General features: G+C 42.5%; 23 protein-coding genes. 6 read left to right on the top strand and 17 right to left on the bottom strand.

Annotation, left to right across the window (positions count from 1 at the left end; translation table 11 throughout):
* Window positions 1–33: 33 nt before the first annotated feature.
* The 13 genes from lpxA to rpsB form a co-directional block, all read right to left on the bottom strand.
* Window positions 34–804, bottom strand: a complete 771-nt coding sequence (gene lpxA, locus CXF83_RS08150) for an acyl-ACP--UDP-N-acetylglucosamine O-acyltransferase (protein ID WP_101092744.1) — start codon at window positions 802–804, stop codon at window positions 34–36.
* Entirely contained in the window at window positions 801–1,262 is a 462-nt protein-coding gene (fabZ, locus tag CXF83_RS08145; RefSeq protein ID WP_101092742.1) for a 3-hydroxyacyl-ACP dehydratase FabZ, read from the bottom strand. The genes lpxA and fabZ overlap by 4 nt, the downstream gene beginning before the upstream one ends.
* A gap of 38 nt (window positions 1,263–1,300) precedes the next feature.
* Window positions 1,301–2,317, bottom strand: a complete 1,017-nt coding sequence (lpxD, locus tag CXF83_RS08140) for a UDP-3-O-(3-hydroxymyristoyl)glucosamine N-acyltransferase (RefSeq protein ID WP_101092740.1) — start codon at window positions 2,315–2,317, stop codon at window positions 1,301–1,303.
* A gap of 4 nt (window positions 2,318–2,321) precedes the next feature.
* Window positions 2,322–2,819, bottom strand: coding sequence for an OmpH family outer membrane protein (locus tag CXF83_RS08135; protein ID WP_101092873.1), 498 nt, complete (start codon window positions 2,817–2,819; stop codon window positions 2,322–2,324).
* A 59-nt stretch (window positions 2,820–2,878) separates the two neighbouring features.
* Window positions 2,879–5,362, bottom strand: coding sequence for an outer membrane protein assembly factor BamA (gene bamA, locus CXF83_RS08130; protein WP_101092738.1), 2,484 nt, complete (start codon window positions 5,360–5,362; stop codon window positions 2,879–2,881).
* A 31-nt stretch (window positions 5,363–5,393) separates the two neighbouring features.
* Window positions 5,394–6,764 (bottom strand): sigma E protease regulator RseP, encoded by a 1,371-nt coding sequence (gene rseP / locus CXF83_RS08125; protein WP_101092736.1) that lies wholly within the window; start codon window positions 6,762–6,764, stop codon window positions 5,394–5,396.
* A gap of 14 nt (window positions 6,765–6,778) precedes the next feature.
* The gene (gene ispC, locus CXF83_RS08120; RefSeq protein WP_101092734.1) at window positions 6,779–7,969 is read right to left on the bottom strand and encodes a 1-deoxy-D-xylulose-5-phosphate reductoisomerase; all 1,191 of its coding nucleotides are present in this window, start codon (window positions 7,967–7,969) and stop codon (window positions 6,779–6,781) included.
* Window positions 7,970–7,973: 4 nt separating this feature from the next.
* Window positions 7,974–8,831: a phosphatidate cytidylyltransferase gene (locus CXF83_RS08115; protein ID WP_101092732.1), complete on the bottom strand. Its 858-nt coding sequence runs from the start codon at window positions 8,829–8,831 to the stop codon at window positions 7,974–7,976.
* 21 nt (window positions 8,832–8,852) lie between these two features.
* On the bottom strand, window positions 8,853–9,653 hold the full coding sequence (gene uppS / locus CXF83_RS08110) for a polyprenyl diphosphate synthase (protein ID WP_101092730.1): 801 nt from the start codon (window positions 9,651–9,653) through the stop codon (window positions 8,853–8,855).
* 183 nt (window positions 9,654–9,836) lie between these two features.
* The gene (gene frr, locus CXF83_RS08105; RefSeq protein ID WP_101092728.1) at window positions 9,837–10,394 is read right to left on the bottom strand and encodes a ribosome recycling factor; all 558 of its coding nucleotides are present in this window, start codon (window positions 10,392–10,394) and stop codon (window positions 9,837–9,839) included.
* Window positions 10,395–10,665: 271 nt separating this feature from the next.
* The gene (pyrH, locus tag CXF83_RS08100; RefSeq protein WP_101092725.1) at window positions 10,666–11,394 is read right to left on the bottom strand and encodes a UMP kinase; all 729 of its coding nucleotides are present in this window, start codon (window positions 11,392–11,394) and stop codon (window positions 10,666–10,668) included.
* 148 nt (window positions 11,395–11,542) lie between these two features.
* Window positions 11,543–12,391, bottom strand: coding sequence for a translation elongation factor Ts (tsf, locus tag CXF83_RS08095; RefSeq protein ID WP_101092724.1), 849 nt, complete (start codon window positions 12,389–12,391; stop codon window positions 11,543–11,545).
* Window positions 12,392–12,509: 118 nt separating this feature from the next.
* Window positions 12,510–13,238 (bottom strand): 30S ribosomal protein S2, encoded by a 729-nt coding sequence (rpsB, locus tag CXF83_RS08090; RefSeq protein ID WP_101092723.1) that lies wholly within the window; start codon window positions 13,236–13,238, stop codon window positions 12,510–12,512.
* Between the two features lie 126 nt (window positions 13,239–13,364).
* Here rpsB and map point away from each other — a divergent pair, with 126 nt between their 5' ends.
* The 4 genes from map (at window position 13,365) to CXF83_RS08070 (ending at window position 18,517) form a co-directional block, all read left to right on the top strand.
* A complete protein-coding gene (gene map, locus CXF83_RS08085) occupies window positions 13,365–14,336 on the top strand; it encodes a type I methionyl aminopeptidase (protein WP_374702363.1) in 972 nt (323 codons plus the stop codon).
* A 210-nt stretch (window positions 14,337–14,546) separates the two neighbouring features.
* Window positions 14,547–17,102 carry a bifunctional uridylyltransferase/uridylyl-removing protein GlnD gene (gene glnD / locus CXF83_RS08080; protein WP_101092721.1) on the top strand — a complete coding sequence of 852 codons (2,556 nt, stop codon included), beginning with the start codon at window positions 14,547–14,549 and terminating at the stop codon, window positions 17,100–17,102.
* A gap of 34 nt (window positions 17,103–17,136) precedes the next feature.
* On the top strand, window positions 17,137–17,961 hold the full coding sequence (gene dapD, locus CXF83_RS08075; protein WP_101092720.1) for a 2,3,4,5-tetrahydropyridine-2,6-dicarboxylate N-succinyltransferase: 825 nt from the start codon (window positions 17,137–17,139) through the stop codon (window positions 17,959–17,961).
* Window positions 17,962–18,175: 214 nt separating this feature from the next.
* On the top strand, window positions 18,176–18,517 hold the full coding sequence (locus CXF83_RS08070) for a DUF3718 domain-containing protein (protein ID WP_101092719.1): 342 nt from the start codon (window positions 18,176–18,178) through the stop codon (window positions 18,515–18,517).
* Between the two features lie 56 nt (window positions 18,518–18,573).
* Here the strand turns inward: CXF83_RS08070 and purU are convergent, their stop codons facing one another.
* The 4 genes from purU to CXF83_RS08050 form a co-directional block, all read right to left on the bottom strand.
* Window positions 18,574–19,407 carry a formyltetrahydrofolate deformylase gene (gene purU / locus CXF83_RS08065; protein WP_101092718.1) on the bottom strand — a complete coding sequence of 278 codons (834 nt, stop codon included), beginning with the start codon at window positions 19,405–19,407 and terminating at the stop codon, window positions 18,574–18,576.
* A 479-nt stretch (window positions 19,408–19,886) separates the two neighbouring features.
* Window positions 19,887–20,351 carry a flavodoxin gene (locus tag CXF83_RS08060; protein WP_101092717.1) on the bottom strand — a complete coding sequence of 155 codons (465 nt, stop codon included), beginning with the start codon at window positions 20,349–20,351 and terminating at the stop codon, window positions 19,887–19,889.
* A 278-nt stretch (window positions 20,352–20,629) separates the two neighbouring features.
* Window positions 20,630–21,454, bottom strand: a complete 825-nt coding sequence (gene truC, locus CXF83_RS08055; RefSeq protein ID WP_101092871.1) for a tRNA pseudouridine(65) synthase TruC — start codon at window positions 21,452–21,454, stop codon at window positions 20,630–20,632.
* A gap of 25 nt (window positions 21,455–21,479) precedes the next feature.
* Window positions 21,480–21,788, bottom strand: a complete 309-nt coding sequence (locus CXF83_RS08050) for a YqcC family protein (protein ID WP_232775071.1) — start codon at window positions 21,786–21,788, stop codon at window positions 21,480–21,482.
* A gap of 326 nt (window positions 21,789–22,114) precedes the next feature.
* On the opposite strand from CXF83_RS08050, the gene CXF83_RS08045 reads away from it, so the two are divergent.
* On the top strand, window positions 22,115–23,128 hold the full coding sequence (locus CXF83_RS08045; RefSeq protein WP_101092715.1) for a DUF3549 family protein: 1,014 nt from the start codon (window positions 22,115–22,117) through the stop codon (window positions 23,126–23,128).
* On the top strand, window positions 23,125–23,520 hold the full coding sequence (locus tag CXF83_RS08040) for a DUF3301 domain-containing protein (protein WP_101092714.1): 396 nt from the start codon (window positions 23,125–23,127) through the stop codon (window positions 23,518–23,520). Before CXF83_RS08045 ends, CXF83_RS08040 begins: the two co-directional genes overlap by 4 nt.
* Window positions 23,521–24,499 lie beyond the last annotated feature (979 nt).

Here is a 24,499-nt window from a genome sequence, read left to right as displayed (position 1 = left end):
AAAACCCGTTGGATAACGGGTTCTTATTTAGTGCTATCGAACAATGCCTCGTGTCGAGGATGCGATAAAGTCAACCAACAGCTTAACTTGTTCATCGTCAACTGCGGCCTCCTTTAGTTGTTCTACCGCTTCTTCAACGGTTAAACCATTGCGATACAGCATTTTATATGCACGGCGAACAGCAAGTTGAGATTCTTTAGCGAACCCACGGCGTTTAAGCCCTTCACTATTCAACCCTCTTGGTACAGCGGGTTGACCTGAAGCCATCACAAAAGGCGGCACATCATTAAGAACCAATGAGTAACCCGCCGTAAATGCATGATCACCAATATGCACAAACTGATGCACACCCGTCATGCCACCAAGAATAACCCAGTCACCGACATGTACATGCCCAGCAATTGAAGCATTATTAGCCATAATTACATTATTACCTACCACACAGTCGTGCGCGATGTGCACATAAGCCATGAACAGGTTATTTGAACCAATACGTGTTTCCCAATTATCTTGAGTCGTACCACGATGTATCGTTACTGATTCACGAATAACGTTGTTATCGCCAATGATAAGACGGGTTGCTTCACCCGCAAATTTCTTATCTTGGCAATCTTCACCCACGGAGGCAAATTGATAAAATTTGTTACCTTTGCCAATAACTGTTGGGCCTTTCACCACAACGTGCGAACTAAACCAACAGTCGTCACCGACTTCAACGTCTGCGCCAATATAGGTCCAAGGACCTATGGTGACATTGTTGCCAATCTTGGCATCTGGATGGATATAAGCTAATTTATCGATCACTTAGAAATCTCTCTACGAGCACACATAATTTCGGCTGAACAAACAACCACGCCATCCACTTTGGCTTCACCGGTAAATACGCCGATCCCGCGACGCTCTTTAATCATTTTCACTTCAAAATGCAGCTGATCGCCTGGCTCAACAACACGTTTGAAACGCGCTTTGTCAATACCCGCAAAATAGTATAGTGCATTAGAAGAAGGTTCATCACTCATCGTCTTGAATGCTAAGAGCCCTGTGGCTTGCGCCATGGCTTCTAAAATCAATACACCTGGCATCACTGGCTGAACCGGGAAATGTCCCTGAAAAAATGGCTCATTAATAGTGACGTTTTTGATAGCATGCAAGGATTCACCCGGAGTGTAATCCAATACTCTATCAATCAATAAAAACGGATATCTATGAGGCAAAAACTTTAGGATCTCTTTGATATCCATTGTATTCAATTGATTTGACACGAAACTTATTCCTTAACCTGCACACGGCAGCTATTCATTTACTTTACGTTTTTCTCTAGCATCTTAACGCGCTGAAAAAGCCCATCAAGCTGTCTAAAGCGAACTGTGTTTTTACGCCACACCTTGTTATCCATGGCGACGGTCGCTGAAGAATAGACTCCACGCTCACGGATAATACTGGTGATATTGGTGCTGCCAGTAATATGGACACCATCACAAATACTCAAATGACCTGAAATTGCACAATTACCACCAATAATACAATGTTTACCAATAGTGACACTACCTGCAACAACGGTACACCCCGCAATAGCGGTATTAGCACCAATAATATCATTGTGTGCAATTTGGACTTGGTTATCTAAAATAACCCCGTCGTGAATTTCTGTATGGTCTATTGCACCACGGTCAACGGTCGTATTAGCACCGATCTCAACTCGATCGCCAATGCGTACTCCGCCCGTTTGTGGAATTTTAATCCACTGGCCTCGCTCATTAGCATAACCAAATCCATCAGAGCCTAATATAGCCCCCGAATGAATGATGCAGTCTTGGCCTACATGCACATTATGGTAAACAGTTACGTTAGCCCATAATAAGGTGTTAGAGCCAATAATACTGTCTTGACCAATCACGCTTCCGGCGCCAACTTGCACATTATTCCCAAGAACAACATTGTCACCAATAACCGCATTAGCACCAATCGCAACGTTATCTCCTAGCATAGCAGAAGCTGCTATTTGTGCTGAAGGATGGATATTTTCAGCCGCCTTTGGAGTGGTATCGAGCAGTTGTGCAATGCGCGCAAAACCAACATAAGGGTCTTTAAGTAAGATGGCATTGCCGTTAAAACCTTCGGCATCTGCAGGCGTCATCAAGATCGCCGACGCAGCTGTTGTTTCCAGCTGCGAGCGATATTTTGCATTCGCCAAAAAAGAGATTTGACCTAAACCTGCACCGGCCAAAGTGCCGACAGTTGAAATCTCAACTGAATCGTCACCTTGAACATCTGCATTTAAATGGTCAGCCAGTACTCTTAAAGTATAGCTTTTCATCTATTTACTTGCCTTTACCGAGTGCTTCAACAACCTTGTTGCTGATATCAGCAGATGGCTTAACGTAGATAACTGCGCCACGTTGTAACACCATGTCATACTGTTCTTTTTCAGCAATGGTGTTGATTGTCTTTTGAACTTCAAGCAACAACTTATTTTGCTCTTCACCGTTACGACGACGCATATCTTCGTCCAACGCTTTACCTTTAAGTTGTAGCTCAGCTTTTATTGATTCCATTTTACGAACCATATCAGTCTTCTGAGAGTCACTCATTAATGCTGCATCACGTTGTTGCTTTTCAAGCAAACCACGTAACTCTTCTTGCATCTTTTGTACTGCGGCAACACGGTCACCAAATTCAGCTTTCAAGGTCTCGTTAACCTGTTCGCGCTGAGGTAGCTGCTCAAATACAGCTTGCATATCAACTACTGCAATTTTTTCAGCGTGCGCTGCTAGTGGTGCACCTAAAAGAACCAATACCATCATTGCGCGATTTAACATCTTATTCAAAACATACTCCTTTATCTCAGCAAAACTTGCCGATTACATTTAAATTATTTTTAGAAAGTTTTACCAATATTGAATGAGAAGATCTCTGTTTCATCATCCTCATACTCCTTGATTGGCCATGCAAGACTAAACACCATAGGACCCATCGGTGATAACCATTGCACACTCATACCCCAAGAGGCACGAATACGATTCGGATCGCTATAATCTTCAAGTTTATCAAACTCTTCAACAGGAAGATAACGATACGACTCATAGTCAAACTCAGTATCCCATACGTTACCCGCATCCACAAAGAAGCTTGTGCGTACCGAGTTGGTATACGCTTCATCTAAGAATGGCGTAGGGACAATTAATTCTAAACTGGCTGTCGCAATCGCATTACCACCGATTGAGCGACCCGAGCTAACTTGAATTTGATTTGGATCACCGGGTAATGAGCAACCACTACCAGATGGATCTGGCGAGCAAGGCTCACTGCCACGGTAAAGGTAGAAAGAACGAGGGCCTACCGAATTCGATTTAAAGCCACGTAATGAACTACTTCCGCCTGAGTAATAGTTTTCCCAGAACGGCAGGATTTGGTCGTTATTATTAAACTGACCATAACCGTTACCATAACCTAAACGACCACGTGCCAACACGACGAAACTCTGGCTTCGATTAATTGGAAAGTAGAAGTTAGTATCAAAATCGGCTTTAAAATATTGTAGATCAGAACCAGGAACCGTCATTTTACCATTTAGACGTTGCGATGAACCGTCTGATGGAAAAGTACCACGGTTCAAGTTACTACGTGACCAACCTAGGTTCATCTCAAAGTTATCGAAACTCAATCCAGCATTTGGATCGTCCGAGTCCCGGTAAATATCATAGAAACGAATGGCTTGCTCGTATGCAGAAATCTCTGAAATTTCGTTATGACGATAACCAATACCACCGTTTATGCGGTTATATTCATTAATAGGGAAGCCTGAGTTTAATGAAATACCATAGGAGCTGTTTTTATAGGCTTCAAGGTTAGCTTCATCGGCATCAAACTCACTCCAATAAATACTTCCACCGAGGCTGACACCATCTTTAGTAAAGTAAGGATCGGTAAATGACAGGTTAACGTTCTTAGAATACTTGTTGGTATTCAAGTTAATACCCGCTTGATTACCTGTACCTAAGAAGTTGCTCTGTTGCACACCAAACTGCAAGCTAAGACCCGATTCAGTACCGTAACCAACACCGGCGTTAAACGAGCCTGATGGCTGTTCTTTAACGTTAAATGCGACATCGACTAAATCGTCAGTACCTGGGACCTGCACAGTTTCTGTATCTACGGTCTCAAAGTAGCCCAAACGGTTAAGGTTAGACTTTGATAACTCTACCTGAGCGGAGTTTAACCAAGCACCTTCCATTTGACGCAATTGACGACGCATCACTTCATCTTTAGTAACAGTATTACCAGAGAAGTTTATATTACGCACGTAAACACGTTTACCCGGTTTAACATTGATGTTTAACGTCACTTCTTTTGTTTCGTCATCAATCTCAGGGTAAGTCTTCACTTCTGGATAAGCGTAACCATAACGGCCAAGATATTTACCGTACATCTCTTCGGTAAATGTCACATCGCCGCCGTTATACATATCGCCTTCTTTGATAGGTAAAATGCCTTGAAGTAACTTCTCGCGCCCCATCAAATCACCAGTTAAGTTAACGTCTTTAACTTTATACTGTTCGCCTTCATCAACATTAATAGTGATATAAAGACCTTTACGGTCTGGCGTCATGGCGACCTGAGTTGAAGTCACATCAAATCGAATATAACCACGGTTCTGATAATAGGTTTTAATGGTTTCTAAATCGGCTTGTAGTTTCTGCTTCTGATAGCGACGTTCGCCAAACAGATCCCACCACGCAACGTAATCTTTAAGCTCAAGCATACCAATAAGCTCTTCATCGCTAAATTCGCTATTACCAACAACGTTGATCTGACGAATTTCGGCGGCAAGCCCTTCGGTAAACGTAAACTTAAGTTCGACGCGATTACGCGGTAGATTTACAATTTCCGCTTTGACTTTAGCGCCGTACTTACCGACGCCATAATAAAAGTCTTGTAGACCTTTTTCGATGCCAGATAGCATGGTGCGGTCGAGTGACTCACCAATCTTAACACCGGAACCGTCAAGGCTTTCTTGCAACTGTTCATCTTTAATATCTTTGTTACCTTCAAAGGTAACAGAGCTAATTGTCGGTCTTTCAGTGACTTTCACCACCAAAACATTACCGTCGCGTAACACTTCAATTTTTTCAAAGTTAGTTGACGCGTACAAGCTCTTAATCGCTTGCTGCAATTTTAATTGATCAACAGTGTCACCTACCTTAACAGGTAGATTTAGCAGAGCTGCACCCAGTGCGACTCGCTGTAAACCTTCAACTTGGATATCAGTTACTTCAAAAGGTTGGAATGTATCTGCCCAACCGTTCCCTGAAAAAGACGCTCCGACTAATAACATCGAGGCAAAAATTTTATTCAATCTCATAGAGCACTTCTAATTATTTGTCTGTCCTTGATCAGAGTCGGGAAAAGTCATTGAAGAGCGCTACACTCATCAACGTCAACAGCATAGCTGCCCCAATTCTGAATCCAATTTCCTGAACCTTTTCAGGTACAGGCCTGCCTGTAATCACTTCAACGAAGTAATACAAAAGGTGTCCTCCATCTAGCACTGGCAAAGGCAAAAGATTAATAATGCCTAAGTTCACGCTAATCAAAGCAAGAAAACCTAAAAAGTAAACCAATCCGACATTAGCACTATTTCCTGCACCTTGTGCAATAGAAATAGGCCCACTCAGATTTTTAACCGAAATATCACCAGTTAATAACTTGCCGATCATCTTAATGCTGACGGAGACAAGTTGCCATGTTTTATCCACTGCAATTGGAAAAGAGTCTATAAACCCATATTCTAGTTGTAACTTCATGTTTTCTGGCCAAGGTTCAGATGTCGGAGCAACCCCAATCACACCTTCAATTTGACCAGCAGCGTTTTCACGTGACTTAGGTGTCACCTTTAGTGTTAGCTGCTCGCCATCTCTTCTCACCGTGAGATCGACACTTTTATTTGCTGATTGCTGAATTAGGTTAACAAATTGTGTCCACTCGGTATACCGCTCACCATCAACAGCTACTAATATATCACCCACTTCAATGCCGGCAAGCCCTGCGGCTCCATCTTCACTGACTAACGCCAGTGTAGGCAAAATTTGTGGACGGTACATCCCCAAACCAATAGCCGTTATCGGTAATTCTTTTTCTGGATCGAATTTCCACTCACTCGTGTCTAAAGTGTATGTTTGCTCCCCTGAAAGAGTGCCTTCTAGGCGACTTAGCGGTGCAACAGAAATGTTGACTTGCTTATCACCTATGTGACCAGCAAGTGCGAGATTAACTTCTTCCCAGTCCTTAACTTTTTGTCCGCCGACAGACAGCACTTGTAATGGCTCTTTTACAATTATTTGTGCTGCTGGAGAGCCAACTATCGTAGAGTCAATAATCGGTTTAATTGCTGGTACGCCAATAAGATACATGGCATAGAGCGCGATAATGGCGAAAATGAAGTTTGCTATTGGGCCGGCACTGACAATAGCAATGCGTTGCCAAACATTTTTGCGGTTAAAGGCTTGATCTTTTAACGCTTCTGGCACGTCATCGACACGCTCATCAAGCATTTTTACGTAGCCACCAAGAGGGATCATTGCTAACACATATTCAGTGCCATCTTTACCCGTTCGGCGAAAAATCGCTTTACCAAAACCAATTGAAAAGCGCTCTACCTTAACACCACATTTTCTAGCCACCCAAAAATGACCATACTCATGCGCGGCGATTAAAATACCGAGTGCAACAATAAAAGAACCTAGGTTCCAAAAAAAATCTATCATTCCCTTCCTTTGAACTAATTGAGCTTGCTAACCGCTTCGAATGCATATCGACGAGACTGACTATCGAGCGCCATAATATCGTCAATATTGGTTAATGAATCAGCTGTTACTTGCTTTAAGCTCTGTTCATTGATGATTGCTATATCGGTAAAACGTATCTTGCCATCTAAAAACGCTTGCACTGCAATTTCATTGGCAGCATTTATCACTGTGGTCGCTTCTTGTCCTTGGTGACAAGCCTCTATCGCTAACGCCAAACAAGGGAAACGATTAAAATCAGGTTCTAAGAAGCTTAACTGTCCGACTTTGAAAAAGTCTAAAGGTTCAACTCCTGAGTTAATTCTCTGTGGAAAAGACATACAATGAGCAATCGGAGTACGCATATCTGGGTTACCCAATTGCGCGATAACTGAGCCATCACGGTACTGCACCATAGAGTGAATCAGGCTTTGTGGATGAATAACCACTTTTATCTGGTCAGCACGAGCATTAAATAGCCAACGTGCTTCTATATATTCCAAGCCTTTATTCATCATGCTCGCTGAGTCAACAGAAATCTTCCGCCCCATCGACCAATTAGGATGTTTACAAGCTTGCGCCGGAGTCATCGATGAGAGTGTTGAAAGTTCAGATGTCAAAAAAGGTCCACCGGACCCTGTTAGCAAGATGTGTGACACACCAGCATCATTTAAATCACATCGACCAATCTCAAGCTGAGTGCGTTCAGATAAACATTGAAAAATGGCATTGTGCTCACTATCGACAGGTAAGACTTGTGCGCCAGATGTTTGCATCGCGTTAATAAAGAGTTCACCAGACATCACCAGTGACTCTTTATTCGCCAGTAACACTCGCTTACCGGCTTTAACCGCTGCGAGGGTTGACGGCAATCCTGCCGCGCCGACAATCGCCGCCATGACAGTATCAACTTCAGCGCTGCTCACAAGAGAAAAAAGTGAATCTTCGCCTGTTGTCACTTCAACGGCTAAATGGCTAGGTAGCTGCTGTTTAAGCTCACTAGCCGCTTTGGCATCAACCATATGGGCAACCTTAGGGCGATGCTTAATACAAATCTCGAGCATTTTTTCGACATTGGTATTGGCCACTAATGCAAATACACAATATTGCTCTGGATTCGCCTCTACAACGCTTAACGTGCTAGCACCAATAGAACCTGTCGCGCCTAAAATCACCATATTTTGCATACAGTTACATCCAAAAAGCTATATAAATTAAGGTGAATACTGGTAACGCGGCAGTTAAGCTATCAATGCGATCTAATATGCCACCATGACCCGGTAAAATCGTACCTGAGTCCTTGATGTTAGCGACTCGCTTAAACATGCTTTCAGATAGGTCACCAACGGCTGAGGCAATCGCTGTAAATAAAGTCACTGCGATCAATAGGCCTAGCTCTTGTTCAGGCGAGAAATACATTACGCCTGCCACAATCACCATGGTTGTTGCGAGTCCTCCTAATAACCCTTCAATGGTTTTAGCTGGACTAACATTGGGCATCAGTTTTCGCTTACCGAAGGCCTTACCCGCAAAATAAGCACCAGAATCAGTAGCCCAAACAACTAACATCACCAGAAACACAAGCGTGCCGCCGTAGTATGGCGATGCTTCAGTGCTTAACGCTTTAAGAGACAGTAAAGAAACAAAACAGGGGATTAAGGTAAGCTGACCGAACATTGATTTAAGCATGTGGCTCTTTTTCCAGAACCCAGCACCTCGCGGATAGGTAATCACCATCATAAATGAGATAAGCCACCATAGGCCGCCCATCGCTATCACCCCTAAAAATATCGGGTGCATCATGCCTCTAACCCATATTTCGTCAGCGGGCACCATAATATTAAGCGCGATAAGCAACACGCCAATGGTGATGGTAAAGCTCCATTGAGTCATTTCACACTGACTATCAATGATGCGGCCCCATTCCTTACCGGCAATGAGAAAAACGCCCAATAGTGCCCACGAAAAGTACTCAGTTGGCAAACCAAATATGGCGCCAAAAACCAAGGGGATTAACCATAATGCTGTTATTATTCGTTGTTTTAGCAAAAAACTTCCCTCATTTTATTATTACAAAGCGCGAATAGTATCAATTTGATTTCCAGTCAAACCAAAACGGCGCTGTCGGCTAGCAAACTTAACGACGGCATCTTTGAAAGCATCCTCGTCAAAATCTGGCCATAGCGTGTCAGTAAAGACTAACTCTGCGTATGCTGCCTGCCAAAGGACAAAATTACTGATTCGATAATCGCCACCAGTGCGGATCATTAAATCAACTTCAGATTGGTTATGCATGCATAGCTGCTCATTTAACGCTTCTTCGGTGAACTGCTCACTGCTCATTTCACCCGCTTCAACTTTCATCGCTAGCTTTTGTGCTGCTTGCATAATATCCCAGCGACCACCATAGTTAGCCGCTACATTTAACACTAAATCACTATTTCCAGCGGTTCTTTCTTGGGCTGTTGCGATTTGCTTTTGCAGCCGCGCTGAAAAGCGACTTATGTCACCGATAATATTGAGTCGCACGCCATTGTTATCGAGTAACTTCAGCTCTCGTTGCAATACCGTAAAAAACAGCTCCATTAACAAGCTGACCTCTTTATCCGGTCGACGCCAGTTCTCACTGGAGAAGGCAAACAAAGTTAATGACTCAACTCCTAAGGCTCGTGCTGTACTCACCGCACGTCTAACCGCCTTAACACCCGCCTTATGACCAAAGACTCGTGGCTTCCCTTGCGCCTGTGCCCAACGCCCATTGCCATCCATTATGATGGCAACATGCTTAGGTATAGACTGTTTTACCAAAGCAGAAAGCGCTCCTGGTAATGCCTCTGACAAATCAGTGTCAGATTGGGAATCGAATGACATCTATTACAACCCTTAAAATAGACAAACGCCGTGTAGTATAACTCTACACGGCGTCTGAACTCTATAGCCTGTTTCTGTTTCACGCTCAATATTCAATCAACCATTAAGCTTTTAGCCTAAGGCGTGAGCGATAACGTACTACACGTTTTAAGAAAGCGCTATAAACTCTGATGGCGCTCAAAATTAGAACTCCATCAGTTCCTTTTCTTTTGCCGCTAGAATTTCATCTATTTTCTTGATATGTGCATCAGTAAACTTCTGCACTTCATCTTCTGAACGACGAACGTCGTCTTCTGTACATTCTTTATCTTTCTCTAGTGCTTTAACATCAGAGTTTGCATCACGGCGTACATTTCGAACCGCGATACGGCTGTTCTCAGCTTCTGCGCGAACAACTTTAATGAGGTCTTTACGACGCTCTTCTGTCAATGCAGGCAGAGGAATACGGATAGTGGCACCGGCAGACATTGGATTCAAACCAAGACCTGAGCTCATGATCGCTTTTTCTACAGCAGCAATCATAGTACGGTCAAATACCGATACGTTGAGTGTGCGAGCATCACCAATAGAAACGCTTGCAACCTGCTTTAGCGGCGTAAGAGAGCCATAATAAGGTACTTTAATAGTATCGAGTAAGCTTGGGTGGGCACGGCCTGTGCGCACTTTAGCCATTTGAGTTATTGTAGACTCGATACATTTGTCCATGCGTGTTTTTGCATCTGTTTTAATTTCATTTATCACGTTATATGTCCTTTTTAGTCACTAGGAGCTAATTGCCTTTTGAGGCCTATTAGACTCGTTTCTTTGCGCCAGACGAGTAAAAATCTGTAAAGCATATAATCAAAACACATCAAGTGTATGATTAAATTACTACACATGCCTTGTCGCGTGTGACAATGTTACCTAGGCTAGCATCTGCTAATGCAGAGTAGCACTCAACCTAGAGTCACATTGTCGAAACCTGTTTACTTACAGCTTGAATACCCACTATGGGCTATAATCACTGCGCTAATTAACCAGCGTTAATGAGTGTGCCTTCTTGCTCGCCCATGATCACGCGACGCAATGCGCCAGGTTTATTCATGTTGAAAACAAGTATTGGCATATTGTGATCTCTGGCCAATGTAAATGCGGCCAAATCCATCACTTTTAATTCTTTGTCGAGTACTTCGTTGTATACCATTTGATCATACTTAACCGCGTCAGGGTTTTTCACTGGGTCATCGGAATAAACGCCATCAACCTTGGTTCCTTTAATCACAATCTCTGCTTCAATTTCAATACCGCGTAAACATGCAGCAGAATCTGTAGTACAGAATGGATTACCGGTACCCGCAGCAAAAATAACGACTCGACCTGACTTTAGCAAACTAATTGCTTCAGCCCAGTTGTAATCATCACAAACACCTTTCAATGGAATTGCTGACATCAAACGTGCATTTACATAAGCACGATGCAATGAATCACGCATCGCCAAACCATTCATAACCGTAGCCAGCATACCCATATGGTCGCCGACAACACGATTCATTCCAGCTTGTGCTAGACCTTCGCCACGAAACAAGTTACCACCACCAATGACAACACCGACTTGAATACCTAATTCGACAAGTTCTTTAATCTCCTGTCCCATGCGATCAAGCACTTTAGGGTCGATGCCGAAGCCTTCTTCACCCATTAGCGCTTCACCACTTAGTTTTAAAAGAACACGGCGATAAGCAGGTTTAGGATTGGTACTCATATTTATTAGTCCTGATAATGGCTTTAGGGAATTGTATACTCAAATAGCCTCACAATGCAGTATTCATCTCTTACATCATAAAGTTATTTCAGTAAATACAATAAGACCGCAGCAGTTGCTACGGTCTTATGTTGACTACAAAAGGAGATTAACCTTTTGTAGAAGCAAGAGTTGCAGCTACTTCAGCAGCAAAATCTTCTACTTTCTTCGCGATACCTTCGCCAACTTCTAAACGAACGAAGTTTGAAACAGAAGCGCCTTTCTCTTTAAGAATAGTGCCAACTGTTTTCTTAGGTTCCATGATGTAAGCTTGGCCAGTAAGAGATATCTCACCAGTAAACTTCTTCATACGACCTAGAACCATTTTCTTAGCAATCTCTTCAGGCTTGCCTTCGTTCATAGCGATTTCGATCTGAAGTGCTTCTTCTTTTGCAACAAGAGCAGCAGGAACATCTTCAGGGTTAACGAATTCAGGCTTTGAAGCAGCAACGTGCATTGCAATGTGCTTTAGAGTCTCTTCGTCAGCTTCACCAGCAACAACAACACCGATGCGCTCACCGTGACGGTAAGTAGCAAGGTTTGCACCATCAATGTACTCGATACGACGTACATTGATGTTTTCACCGATCTTAGTCACAAGTGCAACACGCGTTTCTTCAAACTGTGCTTTCAATTCTTCGATAGTCACTTTAGATGCAACAGCAACTTCTAGAGCGGCGTTAGCAAATGCTAGGAAGCTTGCGTCTTTTGCAACGAAGTCAGTTTGACAGTTAACTTCTAAAAGTGCAGCGAAACCTTCGCCATTCTTAATAAGAATTGTACCTTCAGCAGCGATGTTACCCGCTTTTTTAGCAGCCTTTGCAGCACCGCTCTTACGCATTGCATCAATCGCAAGCTCGATGTCACCATCAGTTTCAGTCAATGCTTTCTTACAGTCCATCATGCCAGCGCCAGTGCGGTCACGAAGTTCTTTAACTTGGGCAGCAGTAATTGCCATTGTTAAATCCTCTACAGATAATTCGTCAAATTCAATAGATATAAAACAGGGGCCAGAGGCCCCTGTTTACCAATCAAGTATCTTGGTTAATAAGGGGAGATGAAAATCATCGACCTTATTATTCAGCTTCTACGAAACCGTCTTGCTCAGCTTGAACAGCTAGGTCTTGGTTACGGCCAGCTTTAGCAGCGGTAGCAACAGACTCAGTGTATAAACGGATCGAACGCATAGCATCATCATTACCAGGAATGATGTAGTTGATACCGTCTGGAGAAGAGTTTGTATCAACAACAGCAACAACTGGAATACCTAAGTTGTTAGCTTCTTTAATCGCAATATGCTCATGGTCAGCACCGATTACGAAGATCACGTCTGGAAGACCAGCCATGTTCTTAATACCACCAAGAGATTTTTCTAGCTTCTCAAGTTCACGAGTACGCATAAGCGCTTCTTTCTTAGTAAGCTTGTCGAAAGTACCATCAATAGCCTGGCTTTCAAGATCTTTAAGACGCTTAATTGATTGACGAACTGTTTTCCAGTTAGTCAACATACCACCTAACCAACGGTGATCGACGTAGAACTGGTCACAAGAAACAGCAGATTCTTTGATAGCTTCGCTCGCAGCACGCTTAGTACCAACGAAAAGAACCTTACCTTTTTTAGAAGCGATGTTGCTAATGAACGCTAATGCTTCATTGAACATAGGCACTGTGTGCTCTAAGTTAATGATATGAACGCCGTTACGTGCGCCAAAGATGAAAGGCTTCATCTTTGGGTTCCAGTAACGTGTTTGGTGACCGAAGTGAACACCGGCTTGAAGCATGTCGCGCATTGAAACTGTAGTCATTTTATTTACCTTTAAATAATTTGGGGGTTAGACCTCCACATATCCCATATCTTCGACCCGGTTAAGGGCACCCCGAAGAACGTGTCGATATGTGTGTGATTTAGTATTTAGCATTAGCCATGTATAATGGCGGCCAGATTAACGCTTAGCTTCCCACATGAAGTGGAACGTCAAGAGTCAACCATAACGGCGCGCTTTATACCATATTTAGAAAAAAAGCACAAATATTTGCGGATTTTTTGCGGTATAATACTTCCAAAGCAAGACGACCAATCAAAAGACATAAGAGACATAAGAATGAGCATAGTAATCAAGACAGCTGAAGAAATTGACAAAATGCGCGTCGCAGGGAAACTTGCAGCCCAAGTACTCGAAATGATTGCACCGCATATTAAAGCAGGTGTGACAACCAACGAACTAAATGAAATTTGCGCAACCTTTACTGAAGATAACGGCGCTATTTCGGCACCACTTGATTACCATGGTTTTCCGAAATCTATATGTACATCAGTGAATAGTGTTATTTGCCACGGTATTCCCAATGACACCGCTCTTGCTGACGGTGACATCCTCAATATCGACATTACTGTGATAGTTGATGGTTACCATGGTGATACTTCAAAGATGTTTTTAATCGGTGATGTTAGCCCTAAAAATGCTCGTCTTTGCCGTATAGCTCAAGAAAGCCTTTATGCTAGTATTAAAAAAGTCCGCCCAGGTATGAAGTTAGGTGAGATTGGCACTTTAATAGAAAAGTTCATTAAATCTAAAAAAACGGGGCTAGAAAAATACAGCATAGTGACCGATTATTGTGGTCACGGTATCGGTGCAGTATTCCATGAAGAACCACAAGTCATGCATTATAAGAATAATGACAAAACTGTGCTTCGCCCAGGTATGTGCTTTACCATCGAGCCAATGATCAATGCTGGACGTCACACCAGTGTCCTCGACAAGAGTGACAACTGGACAGTAACCACATCAGATGGCAAAAACTCTGCACAGTGGGAGCACACATTGCTTGTCACTAAAACCGGTGTCGAAGTGCTTACTTTACGCGAAGAAGAAAAAGATTTACCTCGCATAATTAATCACTAAGCAACTGAATAGAATAAGTTTAATAGGCGTGATTCATCACGCCTACTTTTGTATTAATGAACACCATCGCCAAGCTATCTACTAAGTAAGTTGCCCTTAAGACCTCACTCTTCACAATCCCGATATGATTTATAGTCATAAAGCCCTTCAAATTTAGTTTTTTTGCATAGATAATCACACTAATAAAGTCACGCATTAAAGAAAATAATAATGAATAGTGCCCAAACAGCAAAAAGTGTTCTTATCGATTTAAACTGCACATTATTAGATTCGTTTAATGATAAATCAGATATTCGTGCGATCGTGAGTGAGCGCAGCCAGCATGTCGATGCTCTATTACAGAAAGAGTGGCTTACGCATGGTTTACAAGCATTTCCTATTTCACTCATTGCAGTTGGTGGCTATGGGCGCGGCGAATTACACCCTCAATCCGATGTCGATTTGCTGTTTCTTACCGACGGTGAGTTAACCGTCGATGCTGAACAAGCCTTGAGTGCTTTTATCGCCTTCCTTTGGGATGCGGGTCTAGAAGTCGGTCACAGTGTGCGCTCCATAGATGAAACCCTTTCGCAAGGTCGCTCTGATATTACTATCGCAACCAATCTACTTGAATCTCGCCTACTATGCGGTCCGCAAACACTATTTAACACTCTTTATTATAATATTCGCCAAGATGATTTTTGGTCCAGTAGCGACTTTTATGTCGCTAAACGTGACGAACAAATAGCCCGTCACACTAAAGCCAACGCATTTGATTTGGAGCCCAATTTAAAGAGTTGCCCAGGCGGGTTACGCGATATTCAAACCGTAGCCTGGGTCGCGATGCGGCATTTTAATGCTAACAAGCTAGAAGATCTTGTCGTATATGACTTTCTAGAGCCTCATGAGTTAGCAGAGTTACTCGAATGCCAAGATTTTTTGTGGCAACTGCGCTGCTGCTTACACTTAATATCAGGCAGAGATGAAAACCGACTATTATTTGACTTGCAACGACAAGTTGCAGATTTAATGGGATATGAAGACCAAACCCAACTCGCTGTAGAGCAGATGATGAAGCGCTATTACCGCACCGTCAGGCGGGTAATGGAACTTAACCAAATGCTATTGCAACTGTTTAAACGCGCAACGTTAGGCCATATTAAAGCATTAGAAGTCATACCGATTGATAAACAATTCCAGCGACGAGGAGCATTCATAGAAAGTCTTCATCCTGACTTGTTTGATACGCCAGAAAACATTCTTCGATTGTTCCTATGCGTTGCCAAAAATTCTAACGTGAAGTCTATTTACGCGGTGACTTTACGCAGCCTAAGACTGGCCAGAAGAACCCTAACACAACCACTAATCTGCGATGAACGATGCCGTGAACTCTTTATGGAAATATTGCGTCATCCACGCGGTATTGTATCGCTATCACTCATGCATAATCATGGTATTTTGTCTGCTTACCTACCCGCTTGGAAACGTATCGAAGGACAGATGCAGTTCGATCTTTTTCATGCGTATACCGTAGATGAACACACCCACAGACTGCTACTTAATATCGATCGATTTTCTCAACAAGAGCAGAGAGAAGAGTTTCCGCTTGGTTCGGTACTCATCAACCAGCTGCCTAAAAAAGGTTTACTGGTATTAGCGGCTATTTTTCATGATATTGGTAAAGGTCGTGGTGGCGACCATAGTAAGTTAGGCGCCGTTGATGCTCTGGAGTTTTGTAAACAGCATGGGCTCAACGACCATGATGGACGACTGGTCAGCTGGCTAGTAGAGAACCATCTTGTTATGTCATTCATCGCACAAAGACGCGATATATCAGATCCTGATGTCGTCGGTGATTTTGCCGAAAAAGTCCGTGACACCGTTCACCTCAGCTATCTTTACTGCCTAACAGTGGCGGATATATGTGCCACTAATGAAAAAACCTGGAATAGCTGGAAAGGTTCACTATTACGTGATCTCTATTTTTCAACACAACGGGTATTAGCAAGAGGCAAAGAAAAACCCGTTGATATCAGGGCGCGTGTGCGTGAACACCAAGCTAAAGCTAAAAAGGACCTAATACGCCGTGGTATTAAAGAGAAAGATTTAGATACATTATGGCAACGCTTTAAAGCTGATTACTTCTTGCGTCACCAGCCGAACCAAATAGCATGGCACGCCGAATCAATCATTAAGCACAAAAATGATGAAACCTTAGTATTGATCTCTAAACATACTACCCGAGGCGGCACTGAACTGTTTGTTTATGGTAAAGATAAACCCAAACTATTCGCCACTGTTATGGCAATTTTGGACAATAAAAATATTAATGTGCATGACGCTACAGTCATGATCTCAAAAGATAAGTATGCACTAGACTCTTTTGTTATTTTAGAACAAGATGGCAAGCCAGTTTCGCAGCTATCGCGGATCCAAGGTATTAAGAAAACGTTAATTAAAGCCTTAAGCAGTGATACACCAAAGTTGCCAAAATTCAGAAATCTGTCAAGAAAGATGAAACCTTTTAAAGTTGCGACTCAAGTCAGTTTCCCTCCTACCCGTCGTCATGGTACAAGTATGATGGAACTCATTGCATTAGATTCACCAGGCCTACTGGCAAGAGTTGGCGAAGTCTTGTATCGCTGTGAAACTCGATTATTAGCCGCGAAAATATCTACCATAGGTGAGAGAGCAGAAGATTTTTTTCTATTGCAAACTGCCGAAGGCGAGCAGTTAAATGAAGCGCAGCAGATAAGATTACGAGAAGCACTCACCAGTGCACTTTAAACATATTGATAAACAATAATACCGGGAGAAGTAAATGGAGGCTTTACGCCAACGTATAGAGGCGGCTTTTGAAGCTCGCGCTGAAATAACCCCAGCATCAGTAGAACCCAGTGTTCGCGAAGATGTTGAGAAAGTCATTGCAATGCTAGATAAAGGCGAAGCAAGAGTCGCAGAAAAAATTGATGGCGAATGGCATGTTCACCAATGGCTAAAAAAAGCCGTGTTACTTTCATTCCGTATCTTTGATAACGCTGTTATCGATGGCGGCGAAACAAAGTACTACGATAAAGTTCCAATGAAATTTGCCGACTATGATGAAGATCGCTTCAGAGCAGAAGCTATTCGAGTAGTGCCGCCTGCTGCGGTTCGTAAAGGCTCGTTCATTGGTCGTAACACGGTATTGATGCCTTCTTATGTAAACCTAGGCGCCTATGTTGATGAAGGTTCTATGGTAGATACATGGGCGACTGTAGGTTCTTGTGCCCAAATTGGTAAGAATGTACATCTATCAGGTGGTGTCGGAATTGGCGGCGTTTTGGAGCCACTACAAGCCGGTCCTACAATTATTGAAGACAACTGTTTCATTGGCGCACGTTCAGAAATTGTAGAAGGCGTGGTTGTTGAAGAAGGCAGCGTTATCTCAATGGGTGTTTACATCGGCCAGAGTACGCGTATTTTTGATCGTGAGACGGGTGAAGTTCATTATGGTCGAGTTCCTGCAGGCTCTGTCGTAGTTTCTGGTAATCTCCCCTCTAAATGTGGCACATACAGCTTGTATGCCGCTATCATTGTAAAAAAAGTTGATGCTAAGACACGCAGTAAAGTTGGCATTAACGAGCTATTACGCATCGTTGATTAACGTGTTCGATTACGCCATAAAAAACCCACTTTTTAGTGGGTTTTTTTATGCATTGCTAAAATCACTGCTCGAATGAAACATTTTGTTACCCAGAGTCATACAATGATCCAGACTCCACACCTTGATACAGTTCGCTACACAATGGTAACAATATTCTACACGCAATGAGCTTTACTCAATGGATACCCCAAAAATAGAAGAGTAGGAGCAGGACATGATTAAGTTCTTCGCGATAGCAGGCACCGCGCTAGTAATGACTTTTAGCGCCAATGCAGCAATGACACCTCAAATGGAAACCGCACTCGTATCGGTCTGTAAAGCAGGTGCTAGCAACAGTAACTATCAATTTAACAGCACAATGAAGAGTTACCGCATAAATAAAAGCCGAATATTCCCAAAACTGGTTTGTAATGGTGAATCATTTTATAACTTTGCGCTTAATGCAGGTGCTGATAAAACAGCAGCAAAAATTGTGCCCTATGCTAGAGGTACTGTAACAATTAAGGATATTGCACAAACGGAGCAAGATGACGATCTTTACGTTGTTAATTTTTAAATTATTTTCTCGGCATAAAAAAGAGACAAAAGTCTCTTTTTTATTGACCACGAACACTAAAAAACCACCGTTTTATTCCCGTATACCACCACATCTTCGTTAATGACCAGTTGCAATGCCTTACTGAGTACACTTTTTTCGACATCGCGGCCACATTTCGACAGTGCCTCCACGCTATAACTGTGATCAACAGGGATAACATCTTGCTTAATAATGGGACCTTCATCCAAAGAGTTCGTCACAAAGTGAGCCGTAGCACCGATAATTTTAACGCCTCGCTCCCACGCCTGTCTATACGGTGACGCACCAATAAAAGCGGGCAAAAATGAGTGATGAATATTAATAATCTTATCGGGATATTGGCCCACAAATTCCGGCGTCAATACCCGCATGAATTTAGCGAGTACGACGTAATCGGGTTTATAACCATTGATAACGTCCAACATCGCTTGCTCATGCTCGTTACGACTCATATCTTGATGGCTAATATAATGAAATGGCACATCAAACTTCTCAGTCAAAGGGGCTAACAGATCGTAGTTACCGACAACGGCAACAATCTCAGCATCTAGCGCACCGGAATACGATTTAATCAGCAAGTCACCAATGCAATGTGCCTCTTTAGTCACCATCACCACAATACGTTTTTTGCCGACATCAACCAACTTAGTATGATTTATTGTTGGTAACACGCTCTGCAATTCAGCTACCAAACTAACGGGTTCAAACAGCCCTTCTAGTTCGGTTCGCATAAAAAAACGCCCCTGAGCGTTATCTACGAATTCACTGTTCTTAACGATATTGAGGCCATGGGAAAAGCACACACCCGTGATCTTAGTGATAAGTCCTGGCGCATCGGCACAGTCAATAATCAGTACCTTACGTTCCATAGGTTTTCTCGCGGTCAGATTGCGCATATCTTAAGTGACATGAGCCAAGTTTAATTTAAATGGCTTGATTGATGAAAACAACCTTGGCTAAATAATAAACCGACAAATAGCAAATCGATTATTAAAGTATTAGTTATTTGGCCACTTTAATGAATAACCATCAATCTATAGCGCGAATTGACTCATCAGCGATTGCTACGCCGTTTAATCACTCAATATTGGCACCAAAAATATCGCTATAATCCCGGCAGATATAAGGTAAGTAAGCTGTTCTAGAAAATGTTAAATAATAGAAAATGAGGTGAAATTGGCCTATATAATCGATTGAGTGAAAGTGAATATTTATACATCTAGAATGTAATGCAACTGACATTTGATGACATCTGTATTTGATGCTCAGTGATCACAGAAGCGTGATCAAGTATTATTTTAGTGACCCGTCGCCAAAGGGTGTCCCTATTTGGCGACGGGTAAAAAAGTTAAGCCGCTAGATCTTTATCAATGAGCTCATTCCAACTAGGCAACCATGCTAACGCCTCGACTTCTGGCTCCATGGTTTCTCCGGCGTCAATCTTTAAGAAATCACCTAAACGTGTTGCGCCAAGCTCTTCGAATAGCGCTGCTAGTTGCTCAGCTGCACCGCAAAAGGTTTCATAACTTGAATCCCCTAATCCTATTACGCCAAACTTGAGTTCCGGCAGATATGGGGCTTTAGACTGCATATCGTAAAACCATGACTGGATCTCATCAGGAAGATCGCCCTGGCCTGTTGTCGAGCATATCAGCAATAGCAATTCATCTTGAGGCGGAACAAAACCTACAAGTTCGTCGCTTTGATACAAAACAGCCTCACGCCCTAAGTCTGTTAATGCCTGTTGTAAAGTTTCTGCGACATATTGTGCACCACCGTAAACTGTTCCAAAAACTAGATTCACTTTTTTCATGTTTTACTTCGCCTAAAAGCCATTTAGTTATATCCTTAACATACTGTATCGATGAACATTGCTGCAAGCAATGCAGCAATTAAAAGTGAATGTGTACGAGGACCAGCCGTAATGAGACACTCTTGCAGACAAAAACACCGTAAACACCTCAATCGTTCAGCACATATTAGAAGAATGTGCTATTTCCATACCGTAAAACAACTAGAATATTTGAAAGCCTCGTATAATAATGAACAAACTTCAACTAATGAGTTAAAAGACAGCTGTAAGCCTACCTCTTAATTATCTGCGACTTGTATGGCATTGTTAGCATTAGACAATGCCTCTTCTTGCCATCCTAGCCCTTCAAACAAGTCTAGCCATTCCTGCTCGAGCTCGGTTTCAATATTAACTCGCTCGCCCGTTCTTGGATGGTTAAAACTGAGTTTTTTAGCTATGAGCCACAATCGATTTACTCCAAAATGATCTCTAAAAAATTTATTCTGCTTACCATCACCATGCGTTGTATCCCCAAGTATAGGGTGGCGTAAATGTGCCATATGACGGCGCAATTGATGTTTACGCCCAGTGTGTGGAGAAAGATGGACCAGTGCGTATCGACTCGTTGCATAACGACCTGAGGCAAAAGGGATCTCGCTATTGAGTATAGGCCGATATGAAGTCACCGCATTTTGCGCGGCTTTATTGGGGTCCACATCTTTATCACCTAAATCGTCCAACTCCACTTTTAGCGCATAGTCTAGGGTTGCAGCGTCATACATATTACCGCGAACAATGGCTAAATATTCTTTATCAATCGTATGAGAGGCAAACTGTTCACACAATGCCTTAGCCATTTCACTGCTTTTAGCAAATAACAATATACCCGATGTGGGCCTGTCTAAGCGATGCACAGGAAAAACATGACACCCCACTTTATCCCGCGTTAGCTGCATAGCAAAAAACCGTTCTCGCCTCGCTAAATAACTGCGGTGAACCAATAAGCCAGCAGGCTTATGAATAGCGACAACATCATCATCTTCAAATAAAATCTCGATATAAGGTGCAGGCTCATCTTCTAGGCCTAACTCTTCAAGCTCAGTAAGCTCTTGCGCCTCATCTATCTCATCTGGTTGGGTTAATTCAGCTTTAGTTTGTTTCACTTAATAGCTCATCTAATTCTGTAATAGTTTTAATTATGCGACAAAATTCAGGTTTGCCAGCCCATACATGTTCCGCCATGGGGGCAATCGCTATCGCTTTTGGTAGCGGCATCGCACTATCGAGTAAATAATGCATTTTAGGGATTAGAATAAATTGCAGCCACTGTTCAAATGCCATGGTATCACAGGCAAACGGCGCGCTACTTTGCATCGCGCTTTCAGACGGTAGAGTGGCACTCCATAATGCAGCAATGACGAGTTCATCATGCAATTTAATAAGCTGTTGTCGGGTCAAATAGGTTAACACTCCTGTTGCATGAATAGGACTGCCAAATGGCCTGTACCACTTAGCTTTCTTTCCTTTAGAACATTTTCTGCTGGTTAACTTAGGCTTATAATAAGTACAGATTCACAGGGGGAATTGAGAATGAATAGTACAATTAGAAAGAGCATTTATTAGGCCGTGCTAGCGTAATCTCGTCTTTAGCACCTTCACTTCCAGTGCAATAAACGACTGCCAACTAGAATTTAAACTACTAAATGAAATTTAGCATCAGATCATACCATCTAGCCGCAGTTATCCCTATAATGTGGGTTAATTAATACTGACTCGATAGCGATATGACTGAAATAACGACCCTTAGCCAATTTCTTAAAACGGCCAAAACCCAATTCCAAGTTTATGATATGGGCCGTAGAGTTCAACATATCGATATGGTGGCGTTTCAGCAAATTGAAGCGTTACTCACGCCTTATCCCTCTCCAATTCAGGGACATGCTCAGTTTGCGATTGTCTTTTGGGATGTAAGCCAACAACACTATATTTGGTTTATAAAATTAGCGCTCGATGAACGTGGCTTGCTTTCGCCAGCGCCGCGCACTCAATTCATCAAGATGATAATTGAAGCTTTAGGCAGAGACCCGACCCAACCTTTAACCGATCAGCAGCAAGAGCAACTCGCTAACCACCCTTTTAACTTTAAGCCTTCTCAAGAAAAGTTAGCCGTATTTAACGCGTTAGTGCGAAAACAACTCGGTGAAAAAGCCTCTAGCCAGTATGAATTTGCTCATCAATATTTATCTGGACAACATCCAGCTGAAAACTGGCAAAGCATCGGAATGCAGGGCATTGCAGATGTTTGTGTTAGAGCGGCTGAACTTGATCATCAACAGCATATTAATGCCAGTTTCGATCGCGCGGCAGTAGAAGTACAAATTGCTATGTGCCAGTGCCTAGAGCACCTAACTATCGACGATGCACTCGCAACACAACTTTTCGAAAAGTTTGCTGCAGCTTCCACAGAAAGCCAAGCTTACCTTTTAAGGGCATTAGCATCTCACCCTGAGCAAAGTCAGCAAGCGATCGCTTATTTAGCCAGCTGTAATGGTTTATCCGCAGATATGTTGATTACCATTGCTGCTCGAAATTGGTCAGCGTTAAAAGATGAACCAACTCTCAGTATCTACTTAGAAGCACTTGCCAAACAAGAACAACACTTCTTTAACCAGATTTTTGCTGATATTGTGGCTATTCCATTAATTCGCACACAACTGTTAACTCAATTACGAAACCCTAACCGAAGTGCAGCGCTTTCTGCAGCTATTGGCGGCTTATTTAAGGTAATTAAAGCATGATGACAGATTTCTTATTAATCGTAGCGGTAGTTGTTATCGCCGCCTTTTTTTGGCAATTAAGGCAAATGGCGGAAATGAGCCGTACTTTTGCAACCAAAGAGTGCCAAAAACAAAAGGTACAACTGCTTGCCATCGCTCAGGAAACAGCAAAGCCAAGCTTCGGTGGCAGTACTGGTTTCACTTGGAAAGTAAAATACCTATTTGAATTTAGTACCGATGGCATTAATCAATATAGCGGAAGCTTGTGGATGCACGGTAAAAAAATCCACAAAGTACAGTGGCCTATTTTTCCGGAACCTGAATGGCATGATGCACCAGAATCTCGTGGGTCTGTCGGCGGAAGCTGTGGTGGTCGCTCTAAAAGCAATTGTAGTTCTGGTGGGTGTAAGTAACTAGGCTGAGAGTATTCCCAGTCTAGGTTAAACAGGACCCATTGCCCCCAATTTGCGCTAAAGCACAAATTGGGGGCAAAGAAAAAGCGCGGCTCCATAGGAGACGCGCTTTCGCTATTTCTTTGTAAGCTCATCCTGCTATTTTAATGCTCCTTGCACCATCCATGCGTAACTGTGCTCCCTGCGTCGTCCATGTTCCTTTTCTTTCCTTGTATCTTTCGATACTCATCCCTGTTACTCAGTAATCCTTTTACTAAGCTTGCTCATCCTAAGCGTGTCCAATATCATCCTTGAGAATCCATTCATTCACTATCCGTAGCATCCTACCTTCCTAGGCAGTAAAACTTTCCATCCTGGAATGTTTAACCACTCCTTGGTCGCTCTGGCAATCATTCCTTGAAAGCCTCGTCCTTGATAGTTATCCATATTAAGTGCGGATCCTTCCGTCACTCTTAGATCATCCTAATCTGTAAATCCTTTCTGTCATGCTTCCTTGCACAATCAAATAATAAACTAAAATCCCATAAAAATTGGCTCAATAAGTAACATTTAACATGCAGTCACATTTTAGCCATACAACAATAATCACATAAGCCACTGTTTAAAAACTAGTTTAAATAAAAACCTACTCGTTACCAGCAAGTGATCAGCCTTATTTCGCACGAAGCTGTAAGAGATCTCTCACATAAATCCGAGCAATTTATCAAAGATAAAAGAAAGGGCGTACCTTTCGGTACGCCCTGATCTAGCTTCTTTTTAGCTTTCCCGCTATATATGTGCTCCCTGCATCATCCTTGCTTAACGTGCATCCTGCATCTTCCTTGTAAATCCATTTATTAGCTTGTCCTAAGCCAAAATCCTCATCCTGAGGTTGTCCTAGTTGCATCCTGCAAATACCTAACTATTTAATAAGGTTAGCCTTAACTACTAAACATAATTTTAGATATGACTAAAATATCTATATCCAATGGCTGCTAAC

This window comes from Shewanella sp. Choline-02u-19, from assembly GCF_002836205.1.
Classification (GTDB): domain Bacteria; phylum Pseudomonadota; class Gammaproteobacteria; order Enterobacterales; family Shewanellaceae; genus Shewanella.
This window is presented reverse-complemented; position numbering and strand designations above follow the sequence as displayed.